This window comes from Pseudomonas sp. Pseusp9 (genome assembly GCF_059491265.1).
This window is the reverse complement of sequence record NZ_CP168500.1, coordinates 6,300,477-6,322,668: the sequence shown is the minus strand read 5'-3', so window position 1 is coordinate 6,322,668 and position 22,192 is coordinate 6,300,477. Positions and strand designations below refer to the sequence as shown.

21 protein-coding genes are annotated in these 22,192 nt (G+C 60.2%); 13 read left to right on the top strand and 8 right to left on the bottom strand.

Translation table 11 applies throughout. The features are described from left to right. The first annotated feature begins 48 nt into the window (after nucleotides 1–48). Nucleotides 49–723, top strand: a complete 675-nt coding sequence (radC, locus tag ACEN8E_RS28895; RefSeq protein WP_495590769.1) for a RadC family protein — start codon at nucleotides 49–51, stop codon at nucleotides 721–723. 125 nt (nucleotides 724–848) lie between these two features. On the opposite strand, the gene ACEN8E_RS28890 is transcribed toward radC, so the two are convergent. Further along, complete coding sequence (locus ACEN8E_RS28890; protein WP_495590768.1) at nucleotides 849–2,435, bottom strand: ABC transporter substrate-binding protein; 1,587 nt, start codon at nucleotides 2,433–2,435, stop codon at nucleotides 849–851. 443 nt (nucleotides 2,436–2,878) lie between these two features. On the opposite strand from ACEN8E_RS28890, the gene rpmB reads away from it, so the two are divergent. Further along, nucleotides 2,879–3,112 carry a 50S ribosomal protein L28 gene (gene rpmB, locus ACEN8E_RS28885; RefSeq protein ID WP_003177273.1) on the top strand — a complete coding sequence of 78 codons (234 nt, stop codon included), beginning with the start codon at nucleotides 2,879–2,881 and terminating at the stop codon, nucleotides 3,110–3,112. Nucleotides 3,113–3,123: 11 nt separating this feature from the next. Further along, nucleotides 3,124–3,279 (top strand): 50S ribosomal protein L33, encoded by a 156-nt coding sequence (rpmG, locus tag ACEN8E_RS28880; RefSeq protein ID WP_003177274.1) that lies wholly within the window; start codon nucleotides 3,124–3,126, stop codon nucleotides 3,277–3,279. A 179-nt stretch (nucleotides 3,280–3,458) separates the two neighbouring features. Here rpmG and ACEN8E_RS28875 read toward each other — a convergent pair whose 3' ends face one another. Beyond that, nucleotides 3,459–3,821 carry a cupin domain-containing protein gene (locus tag ACEN8E_RS28875; protein ID WP_495590767.1) on the bottom strand — a complete coding sequence of 121 codons (363 nt, stop codon included), beginning with the start codon at nucleotides 3,819–3,821 and terminating at the stop codon, nucleotides 3,459–3,461. 234 nt (nucleotides 3,822–4,055) lie between these two features. Between ACEN8E_RS28875 and ACEN8E_RS28870 the strand changes: the two genes are divergently transcribed. Continuing rightward, nucleotides 4,056–5,549: an aldehyde dehydrogenase gene (locus ACEN8E_RS28870; RefSeq protein WP_495590766.1), complete on the top strand. Its 1,494-nt coding sequence runs from the start codon at nucleotides 4,056–4,058 to the stop codon at nucleotides 5,547–5,549. A 186-nt stretch (nucleotides 5,550–5,735) separates the two neighbouring features. Next, nucleotides 5,736–6,881, top strand: a complete 1,146-nt coding sequence (locus ACEN8E_RS28865; protein WP_495590765.1) for an MFS transporter — start codon at nucleotides 5,736–5,738, stop codon at nucleotides 6,879–6,881. Here the strand turns inward: ACEN8E_RS28865 and ACEN8E_RS28860 are convergent. Together ACEN8E_RS28860 and ACEN8E_RS28855 are read right to left on the bottom strand one after the other, a co-directional pair. Beyond that, nucleotides 6,878–8,452 carry a phospholipase D family protein gene (locus ACEN8E_RS28860; protein ID WP_495590764.1) on the bottom strand — a complete coding sequence of 525 codons (1,575 nt, stop codon included), beginning with the start codon at nucleotides 8,450–8,452 and terminating at the stop codon, nucleotides 6,878–6,880. The two genes, ACEN8E_RS28865 and ACEN8E_RS28860, sit on opposite strands and share 4 nt — an antisense overlap. Before the next feature lie 60 nt (nucleotides 8,453–8,512). Continuing rightward, nucleotides 8,513–9,946: an aminotransferase-like domain-containing protein gene (locus ACEN8E_RS28855; protein WP_495590763.1), complete on the bottom strand. Its 1,434-nt coding sequence runs from the start codon at nucleotides 9,944–9,946 to the stop codon at nucleotides 8,513–8,515. A 179-nt stretch (nucleotides 9,947–10,125) separates the two neighbouring features. Between ACEN8E_RS28855 and ACEN8E_RS28850 the strand changes: the two genes are divergently transcribed. Beyond that, entirely contained in the window at nucleotides 10,126–10,371 is a 246-nt protein-coding gene (locus ACEN8E_RS28850) for a DUF1127 domain-containing protein (RefSeq protein ID WP_495590762.1), read from the top strand. A 113-nt stretch (nucleotides 10,372–10,484) separates the two neighbouring features. Here ACEN8E_RS28850 and ACEN8E_RS28845 read toward each other — a convergent pair whose 3' ends face one another. Then, the gene (locus ACEN8E_RS28845; protein WP_495590761.1) at nucleotides 10,485–11,792 is read right to left on the bottom strand and encodes an NAD(P)/FAD-dependent oxidoreductase; all 1,308 of its coding nucleotides are present in this window, start codon (nucleotides 11,790–11,792) and stop codon (nucleotides 10,485–10,487) included. Between the two features lie 147 nt (nucleotides 11,793–11,939). Here ACEN8E_RS28845 and ACEN8E_RS28840 point away from each other — a divergent pair, with 147 nt between their 5' ends. Then, nucleotides 11,940–12,293 carry a YkgJ family cysteine cluster protein gene (locus ACEN8E_RS28840; RefSeq protein WP_150753852.1) on the top strand — a complete coding sequence of 118 codons (354 nt, stop codon included), beginning with the start codon at nucleotides 11,940–11,942 and terminating at the stop codon, nucleotides 12,291–12,293. Nucleotides 12,294–12,411: 118 nt separating this feature from the next. Here ACEN8E_RS28840 and ACEN8E_RS28835 read toward each other — a convergent pair whose 3' ends face one another. Then, nucleotides 12,412–12,900 (bottom strand): Lrp/AsnC ligand binding domain-containing protein, encoded by a 489-nt coding sequence (locus ACEN8E_RS28835; protein ID WP_007975155.1) that lies wholly within the window; start codon nucleotides 12,898–12,900, stop codon nucleotides 12,412–12,414. 157 nt (nucleotides 12,901–13,057) lie between these two features. Between ACEN8E_RS28835 and dadA the strand changes: the two genes are divergently transcribed. The 6 genes from dadA to ACEN8E_RS28805 all read left to right on the top strand — a co-directional run bounded on the left by dadA (nucleotide 13,058) and on the right by ACEN8E_RS28805 (nucleotide 19,333). Then, nucleotides 13,058–14,362, top strand: a complete 1,305-nt coding sequence (dadA, locus tag ACEN8E_RS28830) for a D-amino acid dehydrogenase (protein WP_495590760.1) — start codon at nucleotides 13,058–13,060, stop codon at nucleotides 14,360–14,362. Further along, the gene (locus tag ACEN8E_RS28825; RefSeq protein WP_223500510.1) at nucleotides 14,334–14,687 is read left to right on the top strand and encodes a RidA family protein; all 354 of its coding nucleotides are present in this window, start codon (nucleotides 14,334–14,336) and stop codon (nucleotides 14,685–14,687) included. The genes dadA and ACEN8E_RS28825 overlap by 29 nt, the downstream gene beginning before the upstream one ends. A gap of 99 nt (nucleotides 14,688–14,786) precedes the next feature. Then, the gene (gene alr, locus ACEN8E_RS28820) at nucleotides 14,787–15,860 is read left to right on the top strand and encodes an alanine racemase (protein ID WP_495590759.1); all 1,074 of its coding nucleotides are present in this window, start codon (nucleotides 14,787–14,789) and stop codon (nucleotides 15,858–15,860) included. A 128-nt stretch (nucleotides 15,861–15,988) separates the two neighbouring features. Beyond that, nucleotides 15,989–16,537, top strand: coding sequence for a cupin domain-containing protein (locus tag ACEN8E_RS28815; protein ID WP_007975150.1), 549 nt, complete (start codon nucleotides 15,989–15,991; stop codon nucleotides 16,535–16,537). Nucleotides 16,538–16,719: 182 nt separating this feature from the next. Next, on the top strand, nucleotides 16,720–17,139 hold the full coding sequence (locus ACEN8E_RS28810) for a c-type cytochrome (RefSeq protein ID WP_495593406.1): 420 nt from the start codon (nucleotides 16,720–16,722) through the stop codon (nucleotides 17,137–17,139). A gap of 271 nt (nucleotides 17,140–17,410) precedes the next feature. Beyond that, nucleotides 17,411–19,333, top strand: a complete 1,923-nt coding sequence (locus ACEN8E_RS28805; RefSeq protein ID WP_495590758.1) for an acetyl-CoA hydrolase/transferase C-terminal domain-containing protein — start codon at nucleotides 17,411–17,413, stop codon at nucleotides 19,331–19,333. Between the two features lie 129 nt (nucleotides 19,334–19,462). Here the strand turns inward: ACEN8E_RS28805 and ACEN8E_RS28800 are convergent, their stop codons facing one another. Beyond that, nucleotides 19,463–20,035: a xanthine phosphoribosyltransferase gene (locus tag ACEN8E_RS28800; RefSeq protein ID WP_090326577.1), complete on the bottom strand. Its 573-nt coding sequence runs from the start codon at nucleotides 20,033–20,035 to the stop codon at nucleotides 19,463–19,465. A gap of 57 nt (nucleotides 20,036–20,092) precedes the next feature. Then, nucleotides 20,093–22,102, bottom strand: coding sequence for a DNA helicase Rep (gene rep, locus ACEN8E_RS28795; protein WP_085716217.1), 2,010 nt, complete (start codon nucleotides 22,100–22,102; stop codon nucleotides 20,093–20,095). Nucleotides 22,103–22,192 lie beyond the last annotated feature (90 nt).

The following is a 22,192-nucleotide window of genomic DNA, read 5'->3' as shown; positions in this document are numbered from 1 at the left end:
TCACAGCGACCGCTACGGAACAGCGGTGCCCACAGACAGGGAGGTGCTATGAGTATTCGCGATTGGCCGGCGGCGGAACGGCCGCGGGAGAGGTTGCTTGAACAGGGCTCGGGAAGTCTTTCGGATGCCGAGCTGCTGGCGATTTTTTTACGAACCGGCGTGGTGGGCAAAAGCGCAGTAGATCTGGCGCGGCACCTGTTGAGTCAGTTTGGCAGCCTGCGCTCGTTGCTTGAAGCCGATCAGGAAACGTTCAGCAAGCAACTGGGGCTTGGCCCGGCGAAATTTGCCCAACTGCAAGCTGCTCAAGAAATGAGCAGGCGTCATCTGGCCGAGCGTGCGCGTCAAAAATCGGCACTGGAGAATCCGCAGGCGGTTCGCGAGTACCTGAAATCGATGCTTCGCCACGAGCCACATGAGGTATTTGGTTGCCTGTTTCTCGATTCAAGGCATCAGGTACTGGCGTTTGAGACGCTGTTTCGCGGCTCCATCGACAACACCAGTGTGCATCCGCGAGAGGTGGTCAAGCGCGCCTTGGCCAACAACGCAGCGGCATTGATCCTCTGCCACAACCACCCGTCGGGTAACTCCGACCCCAGTCAGGCCGACCGAGTGCTCACCAAACGCCTGCAAAAGGCGCTGGAGCTGATTGACGTGCGGGTGCTGGATCACTTCATCATCGGTGATGGCGACCCGCTTTCGATGGCCGAGTACGGATGGATGTAGCACGCGATCATGTAGGAGCGAGCTCTGCTCGCGATGGTGGCAGGGGCGCCGCGTTCATCCTGGTGCCCCTCGTCATCGTTGACGTCCATCGCGAGCAGGCTCGCTCCTACAGGTTGTGATTTCGTTTATTTCAGGGTCACTTTGGAGTAATCCTGCCGACCGAACGGGCTGACCGAGTACCCCTCGACATCCTTGCGTGTCAGCGCGAAGGCCGTCGGGTGGGCCAGGGGTAGCCACAGGGCCTGCTGCTGGATCTGCGCCTGGGCCTGCTCGTAGAGTTTGCTGCGCACACCTTGCTCGCCGGTGGTCTTGCCGGCGCTTATCAGCTTGTCCAGATCCTGATTGCAGTAGCGGGCGAAGTTGGTGCCGGATTTGACCGCGGCGCAGGAAAACTGCGGCGTGAGGAAGTTGTCCGGGTCGCCGTTATCGCCAGCCCAGCCCATGAACAGCAGGTCATGTTCGCCGGCCTTGGCGCGGCGGATCAGTTCGCCCCATTCGATCACGCGGATCTCGGCCTGAATGCCGATTTCCGCGAGGTCAGACTGCAGCAGCTGGGCGCCGAGACTTGGGTTGGGGTTGAGCAGGCTGCCGGAAGGGCGGGTCCATATGGTGGTCTGGAAGCCATCCTTGAGCCCGGCCTTGGCCATCAGCGCCTTGGCCTTCGCCACGTCATGTGGATAGCCCGGCAGGCTTTTGGCATAGCTCCAGGTGTTCGGCGGGTACGGGCCGTTGGCGGGCTCTGCAGTATCTTCGAACACGGCTTTGACGTAATTGGCCTTGTCGAAGGCGAGGTTGATCGCCTGGCGTACTTCCGGTTTGTCCAACGGCGGATGTTGGCTGTTGATGCCGACGAATGCAGTCATGAACGCGTCAGTCTTTTCGACTTTCAGGGTCGGCTCTTTCAGCGCCTCCTGTACGTCCAGAGGTTTGGGTGACAGGGCGATCTGGCATTCGTTACGGCGCAATTTCTGCAGGCGCACGTTGGCGTCCGGGGTGATGGCAAAAATCAGCGGATCTACAGCGGGTTTGCCACCGAAGTAGTCCGGGTTGGCTTTGTAGCGAACCGAGGCGTCCTTCTGGAAACGGGTGAACACGAACGGCCCCGTGCCGATTGGCTGGCTGTTGAGCTTCTCGGGCGTGCCGGCCTTCATCAGTTTGTCGGCGTACTCGGCCGAATAGATCGAGGCGAAGCCCATGCTCAGGGTCGCCAGAAAGGTCGAGTCCGGATGGTCGAGGGTAAAACGTACAGTCTGCGGATCGAGGGCGTCGATCTTCTTGATCAGTGCAGGCAACTGCATCGATTGCGCATGCGGGAAGCCGCTCTGGGCGACCTTGTGCCACGCATTGGCCGGGTCGAGCATGCGGTCGAAGCTGAAAATCACGTCTTCGACATTCAGATCGCGCGTCGGGGTGAAATAATCGGTGCGATGGAATTTCACCTGCGGGTGCAACTTGAACACGTAGATCAGGCCGTCGGGGCTGACCTCCCAGCTGTCGGCGAGGCTGGCGACCACTTTGCCACTGGCCGTGTCGAAGTCCACCAGGCGATTCATCAACACATCGGCCGAAGCGTTGGTGGTGGTCAGCGAGTTGTACTGCACCACGTCGAACCCTTCGGGGCTGGCCTCGGTGCACACGCTCAGGGCGGCGGCAAAGGCCTGTGGGCTCAGCAGAAGCGGGGCGAGCAACAGCGGTAGGGCAGCGAGGCGCATGGTCGGTTCCTTTACAGATCGAAGGCCCATCTGCAAGTGCAGTCTGGAAAAGGCTTACCCTAGTGGGCTCTTTTGCAAATGACTATCCCCTTTTTCATTTTGAGGTGACTATAGGCGCCTGATTTTGCTGTGCCCGATTGGGAAACCGGTGATTGAGGTGTCTGGCAGATTTTCTGCGACGAGCGGTCGCAAGCGCCGACAGCCTTTATCCAAAGCGCTTGAGGCAGGAAAAAACGGGTTTTTATCAGTTCAAGGCACAGCGAATGTTGTTGCTCTCCAGTCTTTCTGGTATAAAGCAGCGCTCTTTTCTAGGGGCCCGGTTCCTTCACTGTAGGTGTAGCCGGTAAGACCTCTAAAGAATCGCGGCGCCTGGCGCCACAATGACTAGAGATTAAGCGGCCAACCCATGCCGGGTTGGGCATGTGGTTTTAGAGGGCTGAGGCATGTCTAGAGTATGTCAAGTTACCGGTAAGGGTCCGGTGACTGGGAATAACATTTCCCACGCAAACAACAAAACCCGTCGTCGTTTCCTGCCGAACCTGCAGCATCACCGCTTCTGGGTTGAAGAAGAGAAACGTTTTGTGCGTCTGCGCGTATCTGCCAAAGGCATGCGCATCATCGACAAGCGTGGCATCAGTGTCGTGCTGGCCGAACTTCGTCGCGATGGCAAGGTTTAAGGGAGCTAATCATGCGTGAATTGATTCGTTTGATTTCGAGCGCCGGTACTGGTCACTTCTACACTACCGACAAGAACAAGCGTACTACTCCGGACAAAATCGAGATCAAGAAATATGATCCGGTTGTTCGCAAGCACGTGATCTACAAGGAAGGCAAAATCAAGTAATTGATTTTTCCCTCTTACGAAAAAGGCCCGTATCGCGAGATACGGGCCTTTTTTGTTGCCTGTGGGTTATGTAGTGCCTGTCAGGGCCCCTTCGCGAGCAGGCTCGTTCCCACATTGTCCGATATCACCCGTGGGAGCGAGCCTGCTCGCGAAAGCGTCGGTCCAGGCAACGCAAATTGTCAGGCCTTCTGCTCAAACGCCACATAGATCTTGCGGCATGGCTCCAGCACTTCCCAGGTGCCGCGAAAGCCTGCCGGGATCACGAAGCGATCACCCACGCGCAGCGTCTTGGCATTGCCGTCGAGGTCACGTATCACGGAAACCCCCTGCACGATTTCGCAGTATTCGTGTTCGGTGAAGTTCACCGTCCACTGGCCGACAGCCCCTTCCCACACGCCGGCGTTCAATTGGCCGCAAGGGCTGTTGTAGTGGTTGTACACCACTTGCTCGGGATCACCCTTCAGTACTTTGGTTGGATCCGGGCGATAGCGCTCGGCGGCGGTGGTGGCCTGGCTGAAGTCGACGATCTTCTGGATGCTCATTGTTGTATTCCCCCGTGAATGCGACGCGAGTGGTTGATAGAGGCAAAGTCTATGTTTATTAAAATGAACATCGCAAGGCCGTTTGCCGGCGTTGTGTCAAATATATTGAAACTTCACCTGCCGCTGGTTTAGGGTGGTGGTTGCCTTGGGCCGACAAGCAGGCTGGCCGGGCAGAATTCCTGACAGCGCCCGCGAAGAACGCGGGTGTCGTATCAATAAGAGGAGGACACTCGCATGACCACCCTGACCCGTGCCGACTGGGAACAACGTGCCCGCGACCTGAAAATCGAAGGCCGTGCCTATATCAATGGCGAATACACCGCCGCCGTTTCCGGCGAGACCTTCGAGTGCATCAGCCCGGTCGATGGCCGTCTGCTGGGCAAGATTGCCAGCTGTGACGCCGCCGATGCCCAGCGCGCCGTGGAAAACGCCCGCACCACGTTCAATTCCGGTGTCTGGTCGCGCCTGGCGCCGACCAAGCGCAAATCCACCATGATCCGTTTCGCCGGCCTGCTCAAAAAGCACGCCGAAGAGCTGGCCCTGCTTGAAACCCTGGACATGGGCAAGCCGATCAGCGACTCCCTGTACATCGACGTTCCCGGCGCGGCGCAAGCCCTGAGCTGGAGCGGCGAAGCCATCGACAAGATCTACGACGAAGTCGCGGCCACCCCGCACGATCAGCTGGGCCTGGTGACCCGTGAACCGGTGGGCGTTGTTGGTGCCATCGTGCCGTGGAACTTCCCGCTGATGATGGCGTGCTGGAAACTGGGCCCGGCGCTGTCCACCGGTAACTCGGTGATCCTCAAGCCATCGGAAAAATCCCCGCTGACCGCCATCCGTATCGCTGAGCTGGCTGTCGAAGCCGGCATCCCGAAAGGCGTGCTCAACGTATTGCCAGGTTACGGTCACACCGTCGGCAAGGCCCTGGCCCTGCACATGGACGTCGACACCCTGGTATTCACCGGCTCGACCAAAATCGCCAAGCAACTGTTGATCTACTCCGGCGAGTCGAACATGAAGCGCGTCTGGCTCGAAGCCGGCGGCAAGAGCCCGAACATCGTGTTCGCCGATGCGCCGAACCTGCAGGAGGCTGCCGAAGCCGCTGCTGGTGCCATCGCCTTCAACCAGGGCGAAGTCTGCACCGCCGGTTCGCGCCTGCTGGTGGAGCGTTCGATCAAGGACACATTCCTGCCGCTGGTGATCGAGGCGCTGAAAACCTGGAAGCCGGGCAATCCGCTGGACCCGGCGACCAATGTTGGCGCGCTGGTCGACACCCAGCAGATGAACACCGTGCTGTCCTACATCGAGTCCGGTCATGCCGACGGCGCCAGGTTGGTGGCCGGTGGCAAGCGTACGCTGCAGGAAACTGGCGGCACTTACGTTGAGCCGACCATTTTCGACGGCGTGAGCAACGCGATGAAAATCGCCCAGGAAGAAATCTTCGGCCCGGTACTGTCGGTCATCGAATTCGACAGCGCCGAAGAAGCCATCGCGATCGCCAACGACACGCCGTACGGCCTGGCCGCCGCGGTCTGGACTGGCGACATTTCCAAGGCGCACCTCACCGCCCGCGCACTGCGTGCCGGTAGCGTGTGGGTCAACCAGTACGATGGCGGTGACATGACCGCTCCGTTCGGTGGCTTCAAGCAGTCCGGCAACGGTCGCGACAAGTCCCTGCACGCGTTCGACAAGTACACCGAGCTGAAGGCGACCTGGATCAAGTTGTAAGTCGTTAAGGGAGGTCTGTTGTAGAGCAGGCCTCCCGAACGACGCAGATCCCTTGTGGGAGCGGGCTTGCTCGCGATAGCGGTGTGACAGTCGACGAATATGTTGAATGTTGCTCCGTTATCGCGAGCAGGCTCGCTCCCACAATGTTTTGTGTTGTACATAAAAATATCCACAGGAGCGTGGAATATGCGTTGGGCGACTTATTTCGCCGTTTTGGCATCTGTCCTGAGTGTCGGCCTGGCCCTGGGTGTCAGCATGCCGCTGGTGTCGTTTCGCCTGGAGAGCTGGGGCTACGGCTCGTTTGCCATTGGCGTGATGGCGGCGATGCCGGCCATCGGCGTCCTGTTGGGGGCGAAAATCTCCAGTCATCTGGCGGCGCGATTCGGCACGGCCAATCTGATGCGCCTGTGCCTGTGGGGCGGGGCGGTTTCGATCGGTTTGCTCGCACTGTTGCCGAGCTATCCGGTCTGGTTGGTGCTGCGGCTGATGATCGGGGTGATCCTGACCCTTGTATTCATCATCGGTGAAAGCTGGATCAATCAACTGGTGGTCGAGCAATGGCGCGGGCGGCTGGTGGCGTTGTACGGCAGCAGCTACGCACTGAGTCAGCTGGCAGGGCCGGTATTGCTGGGCTTTCTCGGTACCGGACACGATTATGGCTTTTGGGTGGGTGTCGGTTTGTTGATGGCGGCTCCATTCCTGTTGCTGGGGCGCAGTGGGGCGCCGAGCAGTGAGGCCAGCAGCGTGACCTTGAGTGATTTGCTCACTTTCTGTCGTGGCTTGCCGGCGATTGCCTGGGCCGTGTCATTGTTCGCCGCGTTCGAGGCGATGATTCTGACGCTGTTGCCGGTCTATTGCCTGCGCCAGGGCTTCACCACGGAGATCGCTTTGGCGATGGTCAGTACGGTGGTGGTGGGCGATGCGGTGCTGCAATTGCCGATTGGTGCGTTGGCCGATCGCTTGTCGCGACGCGCGTTGTTCACCGGTTGTGCGGTGGTTTTGCTGATCTCGAGCCTGGCGATTCCGATGCTGATCGACACGCTGCTGATCTGGCCATTGTGGGTGCTGTTCGGCGCCAGCGCCGGCGGGTTGTTCACCTTGTCGCTGATCCTGATCGGCGAGCGTTATCGCGACGACGCACTGGTACGGGCCAACGCGCATATTGCCCAGCTGTGGGGGGTTGGTTGTCTGATCGGGCCATTGCTGGCGGGCGCCGGCAGCCAGTGGATCAGCGGCCATGCGTTGCCGTTGCTGATGGCGGTGGGGGCCTTGGGTGTGCTGATCGTGGTGTCGCGACAAGGGGCGTTTGGTGCGCTTGCCGAGCCGGCCTAGAGCATTTTCTCCAGGCCAACCGTGTTGCTCAGCCACGCATTGAAGTGCCGCCACCAACTCCCCGGCTCCTTGGTCAGGGTGTGTACTTTTCCGTCGTCTTCGGTGGTCCAGACGATCTGATCGTTTTTCAGCTCCACCTGGTAACTCAAGGCCGGTGCCATGCCCTGCAGTGCCAGTTCGCGGACCCCTGCGGCCAACTCCGGACTGTCCACCAGCACGCCGACTTCGGTGTTCCACAGCACCGAGCGCGGATCGAAATTGAACGAGCCGATAAAGGATTTCTGCTGGTCGAAGATCATCGCCTTGCTGTGCAGGCTGGAGTCGGAGCCGCGAAAGGAGCTACTGGAAAACAGACGCGGTCCGCTTCCGCCACCGCCTTCCTCGCCGGGTTGGCGGCGCAATTCGTAAAGCTTCACACCATGTTCCAGCAGCGCCCTGCGGTAGGGCGCGTAACCGCCGTGTACCGCGGGAACGTCCGTGGCTTCCAGTGAATTGGTGAGCAATCTCACCGAAACGCCGGCGTCGGCGCGCCCGGTCAGGTATACCAGGCCAGGCTGGCCGGGCACAAAGTAGGCCGAGATCATGATCAGCTCTTTGCTGACATGATCGAGTTCAGGGGCGAGATGCGTGGTCAGCAGCAACTGCGGATCGGGTTCGCCCTTGGCCAGTACCTTGCTCGGCGCATCCCACAAGGCCTGGTTCCAGGCCCAGATCAGCTCGCGGCGCCAGATGTCCAGGCGCGGGTGCGTGGTGAAGGTCATCAGGTGTTTGTAGAGCGCGTGGTCCTGTTTGCGCATTTGCGCCAGGGACTCTTCCAGTCGGGCGCGGGTGTTTTCCAGGTCCTTGGCGGTGGGTTTGCTCGACAGGAATTCGTCGATCGGCTTGCTCAGGGCGCTGTTCCAGTACTGGTCGAAACTGTGCCCGAGTTGCTCGGCAACCGGGCCGACGCTGAGCATGTCGATGTCAGTGAAGTTCATCTTGGGCTCGGCATCGTAATACTCGTCCCCCAGATTTCGCCCGCCGACGATGGCCATGCTGTTGTCCGCCAGCCACAACTTGTTATGCATGCGTCGATGCTGTTGTGACAGGTTGAACAGTCGGCCCACGTTACGCGTTACGCCGGTGCTGCGGCCAAGATTCAGTGGATTGAACACGCGGATCTGGATTTTCGGGTGCGCGGCGAGGGTGGCAATGACCCGGTCCAGGCCGTCGCTGGCGGTGTCGTCGAGCAGTATCCGCACCCTCACGCCCCGGTCGGCGGCCTTGAGCAATTCCTCGATCAGCATGCGCGTGCTGATGCCGTCGTGCACGATGTAGTACTGCAAGTCGAGACTGCTTTGCGCGTTGCGGATCAGTTCGGCACGGGCGGTGAAGGCCTCGGTACTGTCCGATAGCAGGCGAAAGCCCGATTGTCCCTTGTAAGGGGCGGCCTGCGCCTGGACCGAGCGGCCGAATGCGGAGTCTGAAGCCGGCAGTGCCTGGCTCGGTTCGCGTTGAACATCGAAGCTGGAGCAACCGCCCAGGAGCGTGGCGAGCAGCAGAAGAGCAAGCAGGGGCTGTCTGACTCTCACGTAGGATCGTTCCGTTTGGCTGCGCAGATAGGCATATGGACGCCGATTCCCGAGTAAAAGTCAGTCGTTGAGCTGATCGGATTCCGCCAGCAGTTTGATCGCTGTCGCGCCGACCTTGCGTACCGCGTCTTCGATTTGCGGTGTTGGCTTGGCAGCGTAGTTCATGCGCAGGCAATTGCGGTACTTGCCCGAGGCGGAAAAAATACTGCCCACGGCAATCTGTACGCCTTGGTCGTGCAGGGCGCGATTCAGTTTCAGGGTGTCGAAGCCTTCCGGCAGCTCGACCCACAGCATGAAGCTGCCTTGCGGGCGACTGGCGCGGGTGCCGGCCGGGAAGTAGCGGGTTACCCAATCGATCATCATGTCGCGATTGCGCTGGTATTGCGTGCGCATCCGCCGCAAATGCGGTTCGAAGTGGCCGCCTTTGAGGAATTCGGCAATGGCGATCTGCGGTTGTGGCGCGGTGGAGCCGGTGCTGATGTATTTCATGTGCAGCACCCGTTCCAGATAACGCCCCGGCGCGACCCAGCCGATGCGCAGGCCTGGCGCCAGGGTCTTGGAAAACGAACTGCACAGCAGGACGCGACCGTCCTCGTCGAAGGATTTGATCGTGCGTGGACGCGGATAGGTGTAGGCCAGTTCGCCATACACATCGTCCTCGATGATCGCCACGTCAAACCGCTGCGCAAGCGTCAACAACGCGCGTTTGCGCGACTCCGGCATGATGTAGCCCAGCGGGTTGTTGCAGTTGGGGGTCAACTGTATGACCTTGATCGGCCACTGCTCCAGGGCCAGTTCCAGCGCTTCGAGACTGATGCCGGTCAGCGGATCGGTGGGGATTTCCAGAGCTTTCATGCCCAGGCCCTTGAGGGTCTGCATGGCACCGTGGAAGCTTGGCGAGTCCACCGCCACAATGTCCCCCGGCTCGCAAATCGCGCGAACGCTGGTGGACAGCGCTTCATGGCATCCAGTGGTGACCACCAGATCGCTGGCGCCCAGTTGGCAGCCGGAATCGAGCATCAGGCGAGCGATCTGTTCGCGCAGTTCGAGGTTGCCGTGGATATTGTCGTAATACAGGCCGGGCATGTCCTGCCGCCGGCTGATCCGCGCCAGGTCGCGCAGCAGCGGCTTCATGGTCGGGCTGGTGATGTCCGGCATGCCGCGCCCCAATTGCACCACGTCTTTGCGCGGCACCGCGCGAATCAGTTCCAGTACCTGATCCCATTGAGAGATGTCCACCGGGCGCTGGGCCGGGCGACCGACCGCCGGTAAATCCGGCAGCTCGCGACTGGCGGGAACAAAGTACCCGGACTTGGGCCGTGGCGTAGCCAGCCCGCTGTCTTCCAGCACCCGATAGGCCTGCTGCACCGTGCTCAGGCTGACGCCGTGCTCGACGCTCAGCGCCCGTACCGAGGGCAGCCGGTCACCGGGGCGATAGAAGCCCTGTTCGATACGCGTGCCGAGCAACTCGGCGAGGTTGACGTAAAGGGTCATGGTGCAGCCTCGATAGGGATGATCCGGTAAACCAGTACAGATCGGGCAAAAAATCAGGATTCAGTCGCGGAATCGGCAAATCTGTATGGATTTAATACAGATGCTTTGAATCTGTAATGCTTTTTCGCGCCCACGCATCATGGAACCTCTGGCTACCCAAGTAAACAGGAGCATCCAAGATGAACGGTTTGAGCGATGTGCGGCTGACGTTACACAGTCAGGAACTGGCGACAGGGCAGAGCAACGGCACGCGGGAGGCAGGTATGTGTAATGCGCCGTCCGGCCAGGGTCGCTGGGACCGGTTCTGGCGTCGCCTGCACACGCGCAAGGCGTTGCTGTCGCTGACGGCCGACCAGCTCAAGGATGTCGGGCTGACGCGGGAGCAGGCGCGGGAGGAGGGGCTGAAGCCTTTCTGGCGGATCTGAAATCTTAGGCCCATTCGCGAGCAGGCTCGCTCCCACAGGGGATTTGTGTCGACCACAGATCTGATGTGGGAGCGAGCCTGCTCGCGATGAGGTCTGCAAGAACACAGAAATTGTCAGACCAACTCTTTAAACCGATGCCACAACATCCCCAGCGCCAGCAACGGTGAACGCAAATGCTTGCCGCCGGGGAAGGTGATGTGCGGCACCTTGGCAAACAGATCGAAGCCGCCGCTGTGCTGGCCGCTGATGGCTTCGGCCAGCAGCTTGCCGGCCAGGTGCGTGGCATTCACGCCATGACCGGAATAGGCCTGGGCGTAGTACACGTTCGGCTGGTCCTTGAGTCGCCCGATCTGCGGCAGGCGGTTGGCGCCGATGCCGATCATGCCACCCCACTGGTAATCGATCTTCACGGCGCTCAATTGCGGGAAGACATCCAGCATTTTCGGACGCATATACGCGGCGATGTCTTTCGGGTCGCGGCCCGAGTAATGGCAGGCGCCGCCAAACAGCAGGCGCCGGTCCGCCGAGAGCCGGTAGTAGTCCAGCGCCACTCGCTGGTCACAGACCGCCATGTTCTGCGGCAACAAGGCGTGGGCCTGTTCTTCGCTCAGTGGTTCGGTGGCGATGATGTAGCTGCCGGCGGGCAGGACTTTGCCGCTGAGTTCCGGGTTGAGGTTGTTGAGGTAGGCATTGCAGCCCAGTACCAGGGTTTTGGCGCGCACCGCTCCTTCGGCGGTATGGACTTTGACTTCGGGGCCATAGTCGATGCGAGTCACGGCCGACTGTTCGAACAGCTGGACCCCCAGTCGCTGTGCCGCTGCGGCCTCGCCGAGGGCCAGGTTCAGTGGATGCAGGTGTCCCGAACCCATGTCGATCAGGCCGCCGACATAACGCGTGGAGCCGACCACGGTGTGCATCTCGTGGGCTTGCAGCAAACGGGTCTCGTAGCGATAACCGAGGCTGCGCAGTTCTTCGGCATCCTCGGCGAAACCTTCCAGGTCACGGGGTTTGTTGGCGAGGTCGCAGTAACCCCAGGTCAGGTCACAGGGGATCTGGAAGCGCTCGACCCGTTGCCGGACGATTTCCACGGCTTCCAGGCCCATGAGTTTCATTTGCCGAACACCTTCGACACCGATGACGTTGGTGAACTGATCGAGGCCGTGGCCGACGCCGCGAATCAGCTGCCCGCCATTGCGTCCGCTGGCGCCCCAGCCGATTCGATGGGCTTCGAGCAATACCACGCTGAGGCCGCGCTCGGCCAGCTCAAGCGCCGTATTCAACCCGGAAAAACCTCCGCCAACCACGCAGACATCGGCCAGCACTTCGCCTTTGAGCGCCGCAAGCTCGGGCTGCGGCAGGCTGCTGGCGGCATAGTAGGAGGCGATGTGGTCGGGAGCAGGCTGTTGAGCACGGGCAGTCATGTGCGTGGTCCTGATTCTTGCGTTTAGAAAATTTGACGGAGCATAAGCCGGACCTTCCCGGAGGGGCAACATTGGTCGGCTGGTGCTGTCTGGATCGGGGCTTTTGCGTCAGAATCGCGCTCTATTCCGCTTTTGGTCACCGCTGCAATGAGCTGCAACAGCCAGACAATTCGCACATTGCGACAACAGATTCCCTCCTTCGAGTGCGTCCCCGGCTGCCATGACTGCTGCGGGCCGGTGACCACCTCGCCCGAAGAAATGTCGCGTCTGCCGCGCAAGACTCGCGCCGAACAGGAAGCCGCCATGGAAGAACTCAACTGTGTGCACCTGGGGCCCAATGGTTGCACGGTGTATGACGAGCGGCCGCTGATCTGCCGGTTGTTCGGCACCACCAAGACCTTGCCGTGCCCCAATGGGCGCGGGCCAGTGGAGTTGATTCATCCGCGGGTGGAGAAGCAGGTGTTCGAGTACATGGCATCGAACCGGCAGGTGTTGGTCTAGCTGGATCGAATTGCGGCCTTCGCGAGCAGGCTCGCTCCCACAGGGGAATTGTGCCGATCACAAATCCAAGGTGGGAGCGAGCCTGCTCGCGAAAGCGGCCGAATAGACACCGCAATACTCAATCCGGAATCGGCAACGTCAGGCTCTCTTTCACTTCTTCCATCACGATATAGCTCTTGGATTCGCGCACGTGAGGCAGCTTGAGCAGGATGTCGCCCAGCAATTTGCGGTACGAGGCCATCTCGGAAATCCGCGCTTTCACCAGATAGTCGAAATCCCCTGACACCAGATGACACTCCAGCACATGGGGCAATTTGAGCACCGCGCGTCTGAACTCTTCGAAAGTATCGCCGGATTTGTAATCCAGGCTGATCTCGACGAACACCAGCAGACTGCCCTTCAGGTGCTGCGGATTGAGCCTGGCGTTGTAGCCCATGATGATCCCTTCGCGCTCCAGACGCCGGACCCGCTCTGTACAGGGCGTGGTCGAGAGCCCGACCTTCTCCCCAAGCTCCGTAAAGGAAATCCGTCCGTCCGCTTGCAGGATCCGCAGGATGTTGCGGTCGATCTTGTCCAGCTCACGTTTGGTCTGAGTGTTGGTACGCATAGGGGATGCGCCTCCGTGAAAAGGGTTTTTGCCGAGAATTGTCGCCAAATATAGGCGCTTATATAGTGAAAAGCACTGGCAAATCTTTTTTACACTGCGCGCATCTGAAGCTCTGAATAACAAACGTCAGCGGTTAGCCGCGATGAGGGATATGAAAATGCGCGTCATGGTCTTGGGTAGCGGCGTCATCGGTACCACCAGTGCTTATTATCTGGCCCGTGCCGGGTTTGAAGTGGTGGTGGTGGACCGGCAGCCGGCTGCTGCCATGGAGACCAGTTTCGCCAACGCCGGCCAGGTCTCGCCGGGTTATGCCTCGCCGTGGGCAGCGCCGGGTGTGCCGCTCAAGGCCATCAAGTGGCTGTTGCAGCGCCACGCGCCCCTGGCAATCAAGGCCACCGCCGATATCGACCAGTACCTGTGGATGGCACAGATGCTGCGCAACTGCACCGCCAGCCGTTACGCGGTGAACAAGGAGCGCATGGTCCGTCTGTCCGAGTACAGCCGTGACTGTCTCGACGAACTGCGCGCCGAAACCGGCATTGCCTATGAAGGCCGCAGCCTCGGCACCACCCAACTGTTCCGCACCCAGGCCCAGCTCGACGGTGCCGCGAAAGACATCGCCGTGCTGAAAGAGTCTGGCGTGCCGTTCGAACTGCTCGACCGCGAAGGCATTGCCCGCGTCGAACCGGCGCTGGCCAACGTCACCGACATCCTCGCCGGTGCCTTGCGCCTGCCGAACGACCAGACTGGCGACTGCCAGATGTTCACCACCAAGCTCGCCGAGATGGCTGCGAACCTGGGTGTGCAATTCCGTTTCGACCAGGACATTCAGCGCCTCGACTTCGCCGGTGACCGCATCAACGGCGTGTGGATCGACGGCAAACTGGAAACCGCCGATCGCTACGTGCTGGCTCTCGGCAGCTACTCGCCGCAGTTGCTCAAGCCGCTGGGGATCAAGGCGCCGGTGTACCCGCTCAAGGGCTACTCCCTGACCGTGCCGATCACCAACCCGGCGATGGCCCCGACCTCGACCATTCTCGACGAGACCTACAAGGTCGCGATCACCCGTTTCGACAACCGCATCCGCGTCGGCGGCATGGCTGAAATTGCCGGTTTTGACCTGTCGCTGAACCCGCGTCGACGCGAAACCCTGGAGATGATCGTCAACGATCTTTATCCTCAGGGCGGCGATCTGGCCCAGGCCAGCTTCTGGACCGGCCTGCGTCCGACTACGCCGGATGGCACCCCGATTGTTGGTGCCACCCCGTTCAAGAACCTGTTCCTGAACACCGGTCACGGCACGCTGGGCTGGACCATGGCTTGTGGCTCCGGTCGCTTGCTGGCTGACCTGATGGCCAAGAAAAAGCCGCAGATCAGCGCCGAAGGCCTCGATATTTCCCGTTATGGCAACAAAACCCAGGAGTCTGCAAAGCATGTCAGTCCAGCGCCAGCTCACCAATGAGCGCATGAGTCAGATCGTCACCCATAACGGCACGGTATACCTGGCCGGACAGGTGGGCGATGAGATGAACGCCGGGATTGAACAGCAGACCCGTGAAACCCTCGCCAACATCGAGCGGTTGCTCGATCTGGCCGGCACCGACAAGCACAACCTGCTGTCGGTGACGATTTACCTGAAGGACATCGACGCGCATTTCGAAGGCATGAACGCGGTATGGGACAAGTGGCTGCCAAAAGGCGTCGCTCCCGCCCGTGCCACGGTTGAAGCGAAATTGTGCGAACCGGAAATCCTGGTCGAGCTGTCGGTTGTCGCCGCTCTGCCGTAAGCCTGTCAGAAAAGATCCCTCTCCCGGTGCTGTTGGCGGTTAACGCTGTCAGCCAGCACCGGTTTTTCTTCCCGATAACCCGACCAGAAGTCTGCCGCCATGCGTCCTGCCCGTGCCCTGATCGACCTTCAAGCCCTGCGTCACAACTACCGGATCGCTCGTGAACTCACGGGGGCCAAGGCCCTCGCGGTGATCAAGGCCGATGCCTATGGCCATGGCGCGGTACGTTGCGCCCAGACGCTGGAAGCCGAGGCGGACGGATTTGCCGTGGCCTGTATCGAAGAGGCGCTGGAGCTGCGGGCGGCGGGTATTCGTGCGCCGGTCCTGCTGCTGGAAGGCTTTTTCGAAGCCGATGAGCTGGCGCTGATCGTCGAGCATGACTTCTGGTGCGTGGTGCATTCGCTGTGGCAGCTCGAAGCCATCGAAAAAGCCGCATTGAGCAAGCCGATCACCGTGTGGCTGAAGCTCGATTCCGGCATGCATCGCGTGGGGCTGCACCCGGCGGATTATCAAGCGGCCTATCAACGGCTGCTGGCCAGCGGCAAAGTCGCGAAAGTGGTGCTGATGAGCCACTTTGCGCGTGCCGACGAGCTGCACGAACAGGCCAGCACCGAACAGGTGGCGGTATTCGAAGCGGCGCGCAAGGGCTTGTCCGCCGAGGTCAGCCTGCGTAACTCGCCGGCGGTGCTCGGTTGGCCGCAGATTCCGAGCGACTGGGTGCGCCCGGGCATCATGCTCTATGGCGCCACGCCGTTCGAAGAGGCCAACGAAGTGGCCGCACGCCTGCAGCCAGTGATGACCCTTGAGTCGAAAGTGATCAGTGTCCGCGAACTGCCAGCCGGCGAGCCAGTCGGTTACGGCGCCAGGTTCATCACGCCAAAACCGATGCGTATTGGTGTGGTGGCCATGGGTTACGCCGACGGCTACCCGCGTCTGGCGCCGACCGGCACCCCCGTGCTGGTTGCCGGGCAGCGCAGCCAATTGATCGGCCGGGTGTCGATGGACATGCTCTGCATCGACCTGACCGATGTGCCGCAGGCCGGTCTCGGTTCGACCGTCGAGTTGTGGGGCAAAAACATCCTCGCCAGTGATGTGGCCATGGCTGCCGGCACGATTCCCTACCAGATTTTCTGCAACCTGCGCCGAGTGCCACTGCTCTATTCCGGGGCTTAGTGCGCAAGGCTCCAGACCGGAAGTCGCCTCACTGAGCAGGATTCAGGTCAAGGTGTTGTAAATACTGAACGCTGTCGCCATGATAACGCTCACTATTCCAACATTCCTGAATCCTGGAGGCGCAAGCTTTGGACGTCGGTGAACGACTGCAATCCATCCGTAGGCTCAAAGGCCTTTCCCAGCGTGAGCTCGCCAAACGGGCGGGGGTCACCAATAGCACGATTTCGATGATCGAAAAGAACAGCGTGAGCCCTTCGATCAGTTCGCTGCGTAAAGTGCTGGGCGGGATTCCCATGTCCATGGTCGAGTTCTTTTCCGAAGAAATCCTGCAGGAAAAACCGACTCAGATCGTCTACAAGGCCAACGAGCTGATCGACATTTCCGATGGCGCCGTGACCATGAAACTGGTCGGTCGGGCGCATCCGAGCCGCGCTATCGCATTCCTCAATGAAATCTACCCGCCAGGCGCCGACACCGGTGACGAGATGCTTACCCATGAGGGTGAGGAAACCGGCATCCTGGTCGAAGGAAAACTGGAACTGGTGGTCGGTCTCGAAACTTTTGTGCTCGAAGCCGGCGATAGCTACTACTTTGAAAGTACCAAGCCACACCGTTTCCGAAATCCGTTCGATGCGCCTGCGCGACTAATCAGCGCAGCCACGCCGGCGAATTTCTAAGAAAAGAGGCGTCCTGCCAGCATCGCAGAGGCGCCCGGGCCGTTTTTCCGCCGCAGCCTAAGACCCTTGCGACTTTGGGGTTGTTTCAGTGCGACGGGCTTACCGCTATACTTGCGCCCGCCTGCGAACCGTGGCCGTAGGCGTGACTAGCCACCATTGAGGGTGAACGCGTGAACCTAATTATGAAAATGCTGGCTGCACCAGCAACCGTACTGGCCCTATGGGCTGTCAGTGTCAGCGCTCAAGCTGCGACCAACGACGATATTGCCAAACGCCTTGAACCGGTCGGTCAAGTCTGTGTTCAGGGTAAAGAATGCAAGGGCATGGAAGTGGCCACTGCTGGCGGCGGTGGTGGTGCGAAAACCCCGGATGAAGTGATTGCAAAACATTGCAACGCTTGCCACGGTTCCGGCTTGTTGGGCGCACCGAAAATCGGTGATGCCGCTGCCTGGAAAGACCGCGCCGATCACCAGGGCGGCCTCGACGGCATCCTGGCCAAAGCCATTACCGGCATCAACTCGATGCCGCCTAAAGGCACCTGCGCCGACTGCTCCGATGCCGAGCTCAAAGGCGCTATCCAGAAGATGTCCGGCCTGAAATAAGGCGCTGCATCGTTCGCAAAAAACCGTCCAAGGACGGTTTTTTTGTACCTGCAATTCCACGCTGACCCCTGTAGGAGCGAGCTTGCTCGCGAAGAACCTGAGAGCACCGCGGGGTGCCAGGTTTCCAGCGTTATCGTTGACGACCGTCGCGAGCGAGCTCGCTCCTACAGGGGGCCAGCGGCGGCTGATTGGTATTAACAGACTGTTCATTGCAGCAAAGACCCGGCAAGCTCGGTCCAGGCCCAAGTCATGGAAAGTGAGGGAGGATCCGATGGTTCAGCTGTGCTCTATCGAACAGGCAGTCGATGACGTCTTGGCACGGTTGCCGGCGCATATCCACATGGGCCTGCCTCTGGGGTTGGGCAAACCCAATCACTTCGTCAACGCGCTGTACCGGCGCATCGCACAGTTGCCCGAACGACAGCTGACGATTTACACCGCGTTGTGTCTCGGGCGCCCGCCCTTGGGTGATGGCTTGCAAAAAAGCTTCCTCGAGCCCTTTATCGAACGGGTATTCGGCGATTATCCGGAGCTGGAATTTCTCGCCGACCTGCGTCGTGATGGCCTGCCGGGCAATATCCACATCCAGCAGTTTTTCATGCAGCCCGGCAGTCTGCTCAACAGTGCCACGGCGCAACAGGATTACGTCAGCAGCAACTACAGCCATGCGGCCCGGGACATCAACGCCGCCGGGTTGAACCTGGTGGCGCAGCTGGTGGCCAGCCATGCCGAACATCCCGATCGCTTGAGCCTGAGCTGCAACCCGGACATCACCCTCGATCTGTTGCCGATGATCGCCAGGCGCCGCGCCGCCGGAGAAACCATTCTGATGGTCGGCCAGGTGCACAACGATCTGCCTTACATGCCTGGCGATGCGGAACTCGGCATCGAAACCTTCGACCTGCTGATCGACCAGAAGGACAACACCACGCTGTTTTCCACGCCGAACATGCCGGTGGGGTTTCAGGACCATTTCATCGGTTTGCACGCCAGCACCCTGGTGCGCGATGGCGGCACCTTGCAGATCGGCATCGGCTCCATGGGCGATGCGCTGACGGCGGCACTGCTGGCGCGGCAAGCCGATAACGACGCTTACAAGGCATTGTTGGCGGAGGTAAACCTCAGTCAGTGGGCACAACTGATCGAGCGCGAAGGCGGCATCGAACCGTTCGCCAAAGGCCTGTATGGCTGCAGCGAAATGTTCGTCAACGGATTACTGGTATTGGCGGATGCCGGAATCGTGCGGCGCAAGGTTTACCCGAACGTGGCGACCCAACTGCAGGCGAATGCCGGCACCCTGGATGAGGCTGCGCAAACCGATGGCATTTCTGTGCATGGCGGCTTCTTTCTCGGCCCGCGCACCTACTACGAACGCTTGCGCGAATTGCCGCAAAGCCAGCGGGCCGAATTCAACATGACCCGCATCAGCTACATCAACGAGCTCTACGGCCAGGAAGAACTCAAGCGCTTGCAGCGCCTGGATGCGCGGTTCATCAACACCGCGTTCACCGTGACCTTGCTCGGTGCCGCGGTGGCGGATCAGCTCGAAGATGGACGTGTGCTCAGCGGCGTAGGCGGGCAATACAACTTCGTGGTTCAGGGTCATGCGCTGCAAGGCGCGCGTTCGGTGTTGCTGCTGCGCAGCTGGCGCGAGTCTGGTGGCGACGTCAGTTCGAACATCGTCTGGGAGTATGGTCATTGCACCATTCCCCGGCATTTGCGGGACATCGTGGTCACCGAATACGGCATCGCCGATCTTCGCGGCAAAACCGATGCGGCAGTGATCGAAGCGCTGCTGAATATCAGTGACTCGCGTTTTCAGCCGGGATTGATCGAGCAGGCGCAGAAAATCGGCAAATTGCCCAAGGACTTCCGCCTCGATCCGCGCTATGCCGATAACAGTCCGCGCCGTTTGCAGGAGATTCAGGTGCGGCATCCGCAGCTGTTTCCGGAGTATCCGCTGGGCTGTGACTTCACCGAGGTCGAGCGCGATCTGTTGCGGGCACTGAACTGGCTCAAGAGCAAGTTCAAGCTCAGTGAGGTGCTGGAATTGGGCAAGGCAGCGCTGGATGCGCCGCAGGCTTCGGAGTTTCCCGAGCATCTGGAGCGGATGCAGCTGACCGATCCGCAAGGCCTGAAAGAAGACCTGTTTCAGCGTCTATTGCTCACCGGCCTGAAGGCCACCGCGCAATAACTGGCCACCCAAAAACAACTGTGGGAGCGAGCCTGCTCGCGAAAGCGGTGTGTCAGTCAATGTTGAAGTCGACTGACACTATGCATTTGCGAGCAGGCTCGCTCCCACAGGGGGAATTGCGGTGTGGCGTTATTCGATGAACGTCACAACGCCACCGGCCAGCGACTTCACACGAGCCAGCGATTCAACGCGATAACCCTGTGCATCCAGTTCCGCACGACCGCCCTGGAACGACTTCTCGATCACGATGCCCAGGCCCGCCACGGTGGCGCCGGCCTGTTTGATGATCGAAATCAGTGCCTGGGACGCCTTACCATTGGCCAGGAAGTCATCGATGATCAGCACGCGGTCGCTGCTGGTCAGGTGGCGCGGGGAGATGGCCACGGTGCTTTCGGTCTGCTTGGTGAACGAATAAACGGTCGCCGACAGCAGGTTTTCGGTCAGGGTCAGGGACTGGTGCTTGCGGGCGAAAATCACCGGCACGCCGAGGTTCAGGCCGGTCATGATCGCCGGGGCGATGCCCGAGGCTTCGATGGTGACGATCTTGGTGATGCCCGAATCCTTGAACAGCGTGGCGAATTCGTCGCCGATCAGCTTCATCAGGGCCGGGTCGATCTGGTGGTTCAGAAAGGCGTCGACCTTCAGGACCTGATCGGAAAGCACAATGCCTTGTTCGCGAATTTTCTGGTGCAGTGCTTCCATGAAGCTTTCCTCTGTTGGCGCCTTTTGCGCCGAAGTTCTATGTAAAAGTGGTCAATTCTAGCGCTTTAACATCGCGCGTATATCCGCCAATGCATTGTTGCCTCGCACGGCTTTGACTTCGGTCGGTGTGTCGTCGTTGCCTTCCCAGGCCAGATCGTCCGGCGGCAACTCATCGAGGAAGCGGCTCGGCGCGCAATCGATGATCTCGCCGTACTGCTTGCGCTTGGCGGCGAAGGTGAAGGCCAGGGTCTGGCGCGCGCGGGTAATGCCCACGTAGGCCAGGCGACGCTCCTCTTCGATGGTGTCGGCTTCGATGCTGGAACGGTGCGGGAGGATTTCCTCTTCCATGCCCATGATGAACACGTAGGGGAATTCCAGACCCTTGGATGCATGCAAAGTCATCATCTGCACGCCTTCGGCGCCGTCTTCCTCTTCCTGCTGACGTTCCAGCATGTCGCGCAGGACGAGTTTGCCAATGGCGTCCTCGACGGTCATTTCGCCGTCTTCGTCTTTTTCCAGGGTGTTCTTCAGCGCTTCGATCAGGAACCAGACGTTACCCATGCGGTAGTCGGCGGCCTTGTCGCTGGAGCTGTTGGTGCGCAACCAGTTCTCGTAGTCGATGTCCATGACCATGCTGCGCAGGGCCGAGATCGGGTCTTCGCCGGCGCACTGCTCGCGCACCCGGTCCATGAAGCGCTTGAAGCGCGACAGGCGATCGGTGAAGCGTGAGTCCAGATGCTCGCCCAGGCCGATCTCGTCGGTGGCGGCGTACATCGAGATCTTGCGTTCGGTGGCGTAGTTGCCCAGCTTCTCCAGCGTGGTCGAACCGATCTCGCGGCGTGGCACGTTGATCACCCGCAGGAAGGCGTTGTCGTCGTCCGGGTTCACGATCAGGCGGAAGTAGGCCATCAGGTCTTTCACTTCCTGACGTCCGAAAAAGCTGTTGCCGCCGGACAGGCGATACGGCACCTGGTGATGCTGCAATTTCAGCTCGATCAGCTTGGCCTGGTAGTTGCCGCGATAGAGGATCGCGAAATCGCTGTAAGGCCGGTCGGTACGCAAGTGCAGGCTGAGGATTTCCATGGCCACGCGCTCGGCTTCGGCGTCTTCGTTGCGGCAACGGATCACGCGGATCTCGTCACCGTGGCCCATTTCACTCCACAGCTGCTTTTCGAATTCGTGCGGGTTGTTCGAGATCAGCACGTTGGCGCAGCGCAGGATGCGGCTGGTGGAGCGGTAGTTCTGCTCCAGCATCACCACTTTCAAGGAAGGGTAGTCTTCCTTGAGCAGCATCAGGTTTTCCGGGCGGGCGCCGCGCCAGGCGTAGATCGACTGGTCGTCGTCGCCTACCACGGTGAACTGGTTGCGTTTGCCGATGAGCATTTTCACCAGCAAGTATTGGCTGGCGTTGGTGTCCTGGTATTCATCGACCAGCAGGTAGCGCACCTTGTTCTGCCATTTTTCCAGGATGTCGGCGTGCTCTTCGAACAGCTTCACCGGCAGCAGGATCAGGTCGTCGAAGTCCACCGCGTTGAACGCCTTGAGCGTGCGCTGATAGTGGGTGTAGACGATGGCGGCGGTCTGTTCCTTGGGGTTGCGCGCGTTTTCCAGGGCCTGGGCTGGCAGGATCAGGTCGTTTTTCCAGGCGCCGATCATGTTCTTGATCTCGTCGACGCCGTCGTCGCCCGAGTATTCCTTCTGCATGATGTCGGTCATCAGGGCCTTGACGTCGGTCTCGTCGAAGATCGAGAAGCCCGGTTTGTAGCCCAGCCGCACGTGCTCCTTGCGGATGATGTTCAGGCCCAGGTTGTGGAACGTGCAGACCGTCAGCCCGCGACCTTCACCGGCGCGCAACAGGGTGCCGACCCGCTCCTTCATCTCGCGGGCGGCCTTGTTGGTAAAGGTCATGGCGACGATGTACTGGGCGCGGATGCCGCAGTTCTGGATCAGGTGCGCGATTTTGCGCGTGATCACGCTGGTCTTGCCGGAGCCAGCGCCGGCGAGCACCAAAAGAGGGCCGCCGACGTAGCTCACGGCTTCTTGCTGCCGGGGATTGAGTCGGGACATAGGTAAATTCAGGAGTCAGTCACAAAATGGGCCGGCATTTTAACAGGCTCAGCGAATTGTGCTGCTCTGTCCGACTTGTGACGTACCACG

Bases quoted from the DNA above. Each gene is read 5' to 3' on its own strand.
- ACEN8E_RS28810 (WP_495593406.1), top strand. From the start codon at position 16,720: ATGAAAATGCTGGCTGCACCAGCAACCGTACTGGCCCTATGGGCTGTC.
- rep (WP_085716217.1), bottom strand. From the start codon at position 22,102: ATGTCCCGACTCAATCCCCGGCAGCAAGAAGCCGTGAGCTACGTCGGC.
- ACEN8E_RS28825 (WP_223500510.1), top strand. From the start codon at position 14,334: ATGTCAGTCCAGCGCCAGCTCACCAATGAGCGCATGAGTCAGATCGTC.
- ACEN8E_RS28800 (WP_090326577.1), bottom strand. From the start codon at position 20,035: ATGGAAGCACTGCACCAGAAAATTCGCGAACAAGGCATTGTGCTTTCC.
- rpmB (WP_003177273.1), top strand. From the start codon at position 2,879: ATGTCTAGAGTATGTCAAGTTACCGGTAAGGGTCCGGTGACTGGGAAT.
- alr (WP_495590759.1), top strand. From the start codon at position 14,787: ATGCGTCCTGCCCGTGCCCTGATCGACCTTCAAGCCCTGCGTCACAAC.
- ACEN8E_RS28855 (WP_495590763.1), bottom strand. From the start codon at position 9,946: ATGACCCTTTACGTCAACCTCGCCGAGTTGCTCGGCACGCGTATCGAA.
- dadA (WP_495590760.1), top strand. From the start codon at position 13,058: ATGCGCGTCATGGTCTTGGGTAGCGGCGTCATCGGTACCACCAGTGCT.
- radC (WP_495590769.1), top strand. From the start codon at position 49: ATGAGTATTCGCGATTGGCCGGCGGCGGAACGGCCGCGGGAGAGGTTG.
- ACEN8E_RS28840 (WP_150753852.1), top strand. From the start codon at position 11,940: ATGAGCTGCAACAGCCAGACAATTCGCACATTGCGACAACAGATTCCC.
- ACEN8E_RS28845 (WP_495590761.1), bottom strand. From the start codon at position 11,792: ATGACTGCCCGTGCTCAACAGCCTGCTCCCGACCACATCGCCTCCTAC.
- ACEN8E_RS28850 (WP_495590762.1), top strand. From the start codon at position 10,126: ATGAACGGTTTGAGCGATGTGCGGCTGACGTTACACAGTCAGGAACTG.
- ACEN8E_RS28870 (WP_495590766.1), top strand. From the start codon at position 4,056: ATGACCACCCTGACCCGTGCCGACTGGGAACAACGTGCCCGCGACCTG.
- ACEN8E_RS28865 (WP_495590765.1), top strand. From the start codon at position 5,736: ATGCGTTGGGCGACTTATTTCGCCGTTTTGGCATCTGTCCTGAGTGTC.
- ACEN8E_RS28890 (WP_495590768.1), bottom strand. From the start codon at position 2,435: ATGCGCCTCGCTGCCCTACCGCTGTTGCTCGCCCCGCTTCTGCTGAGC.
- ACEN8E_RS28805 (WP_495590758.1), top strand. From the start codon at position 17,411: ATGGTTCAGCTGTGCTCTATCGAACAGGCAGTCGATGACGTCTTGGCA.
- rpmG (WP_003177274.1), top strand. From the start codon at position 3,124: ATGCGTGAATTGATTCGTTTGATTTCGAGCGCCGGTACTGGTCACTTC.
- ACEN8E_RS28875 (WP_495590767.1), bottom strand. From the start codon at position 3,821: ATGAGCATCCAGAAGATCGTCGACTTCAGCCAGGCCACCACCGCCGCC.
- ACEN8E_RS28835 (WP_007975155.1), bottom strand. From the start codon at position 12,900: ATGCGTACCAACACTCAGACCAAACGTGAGCTGGACAAGATCGACCGC.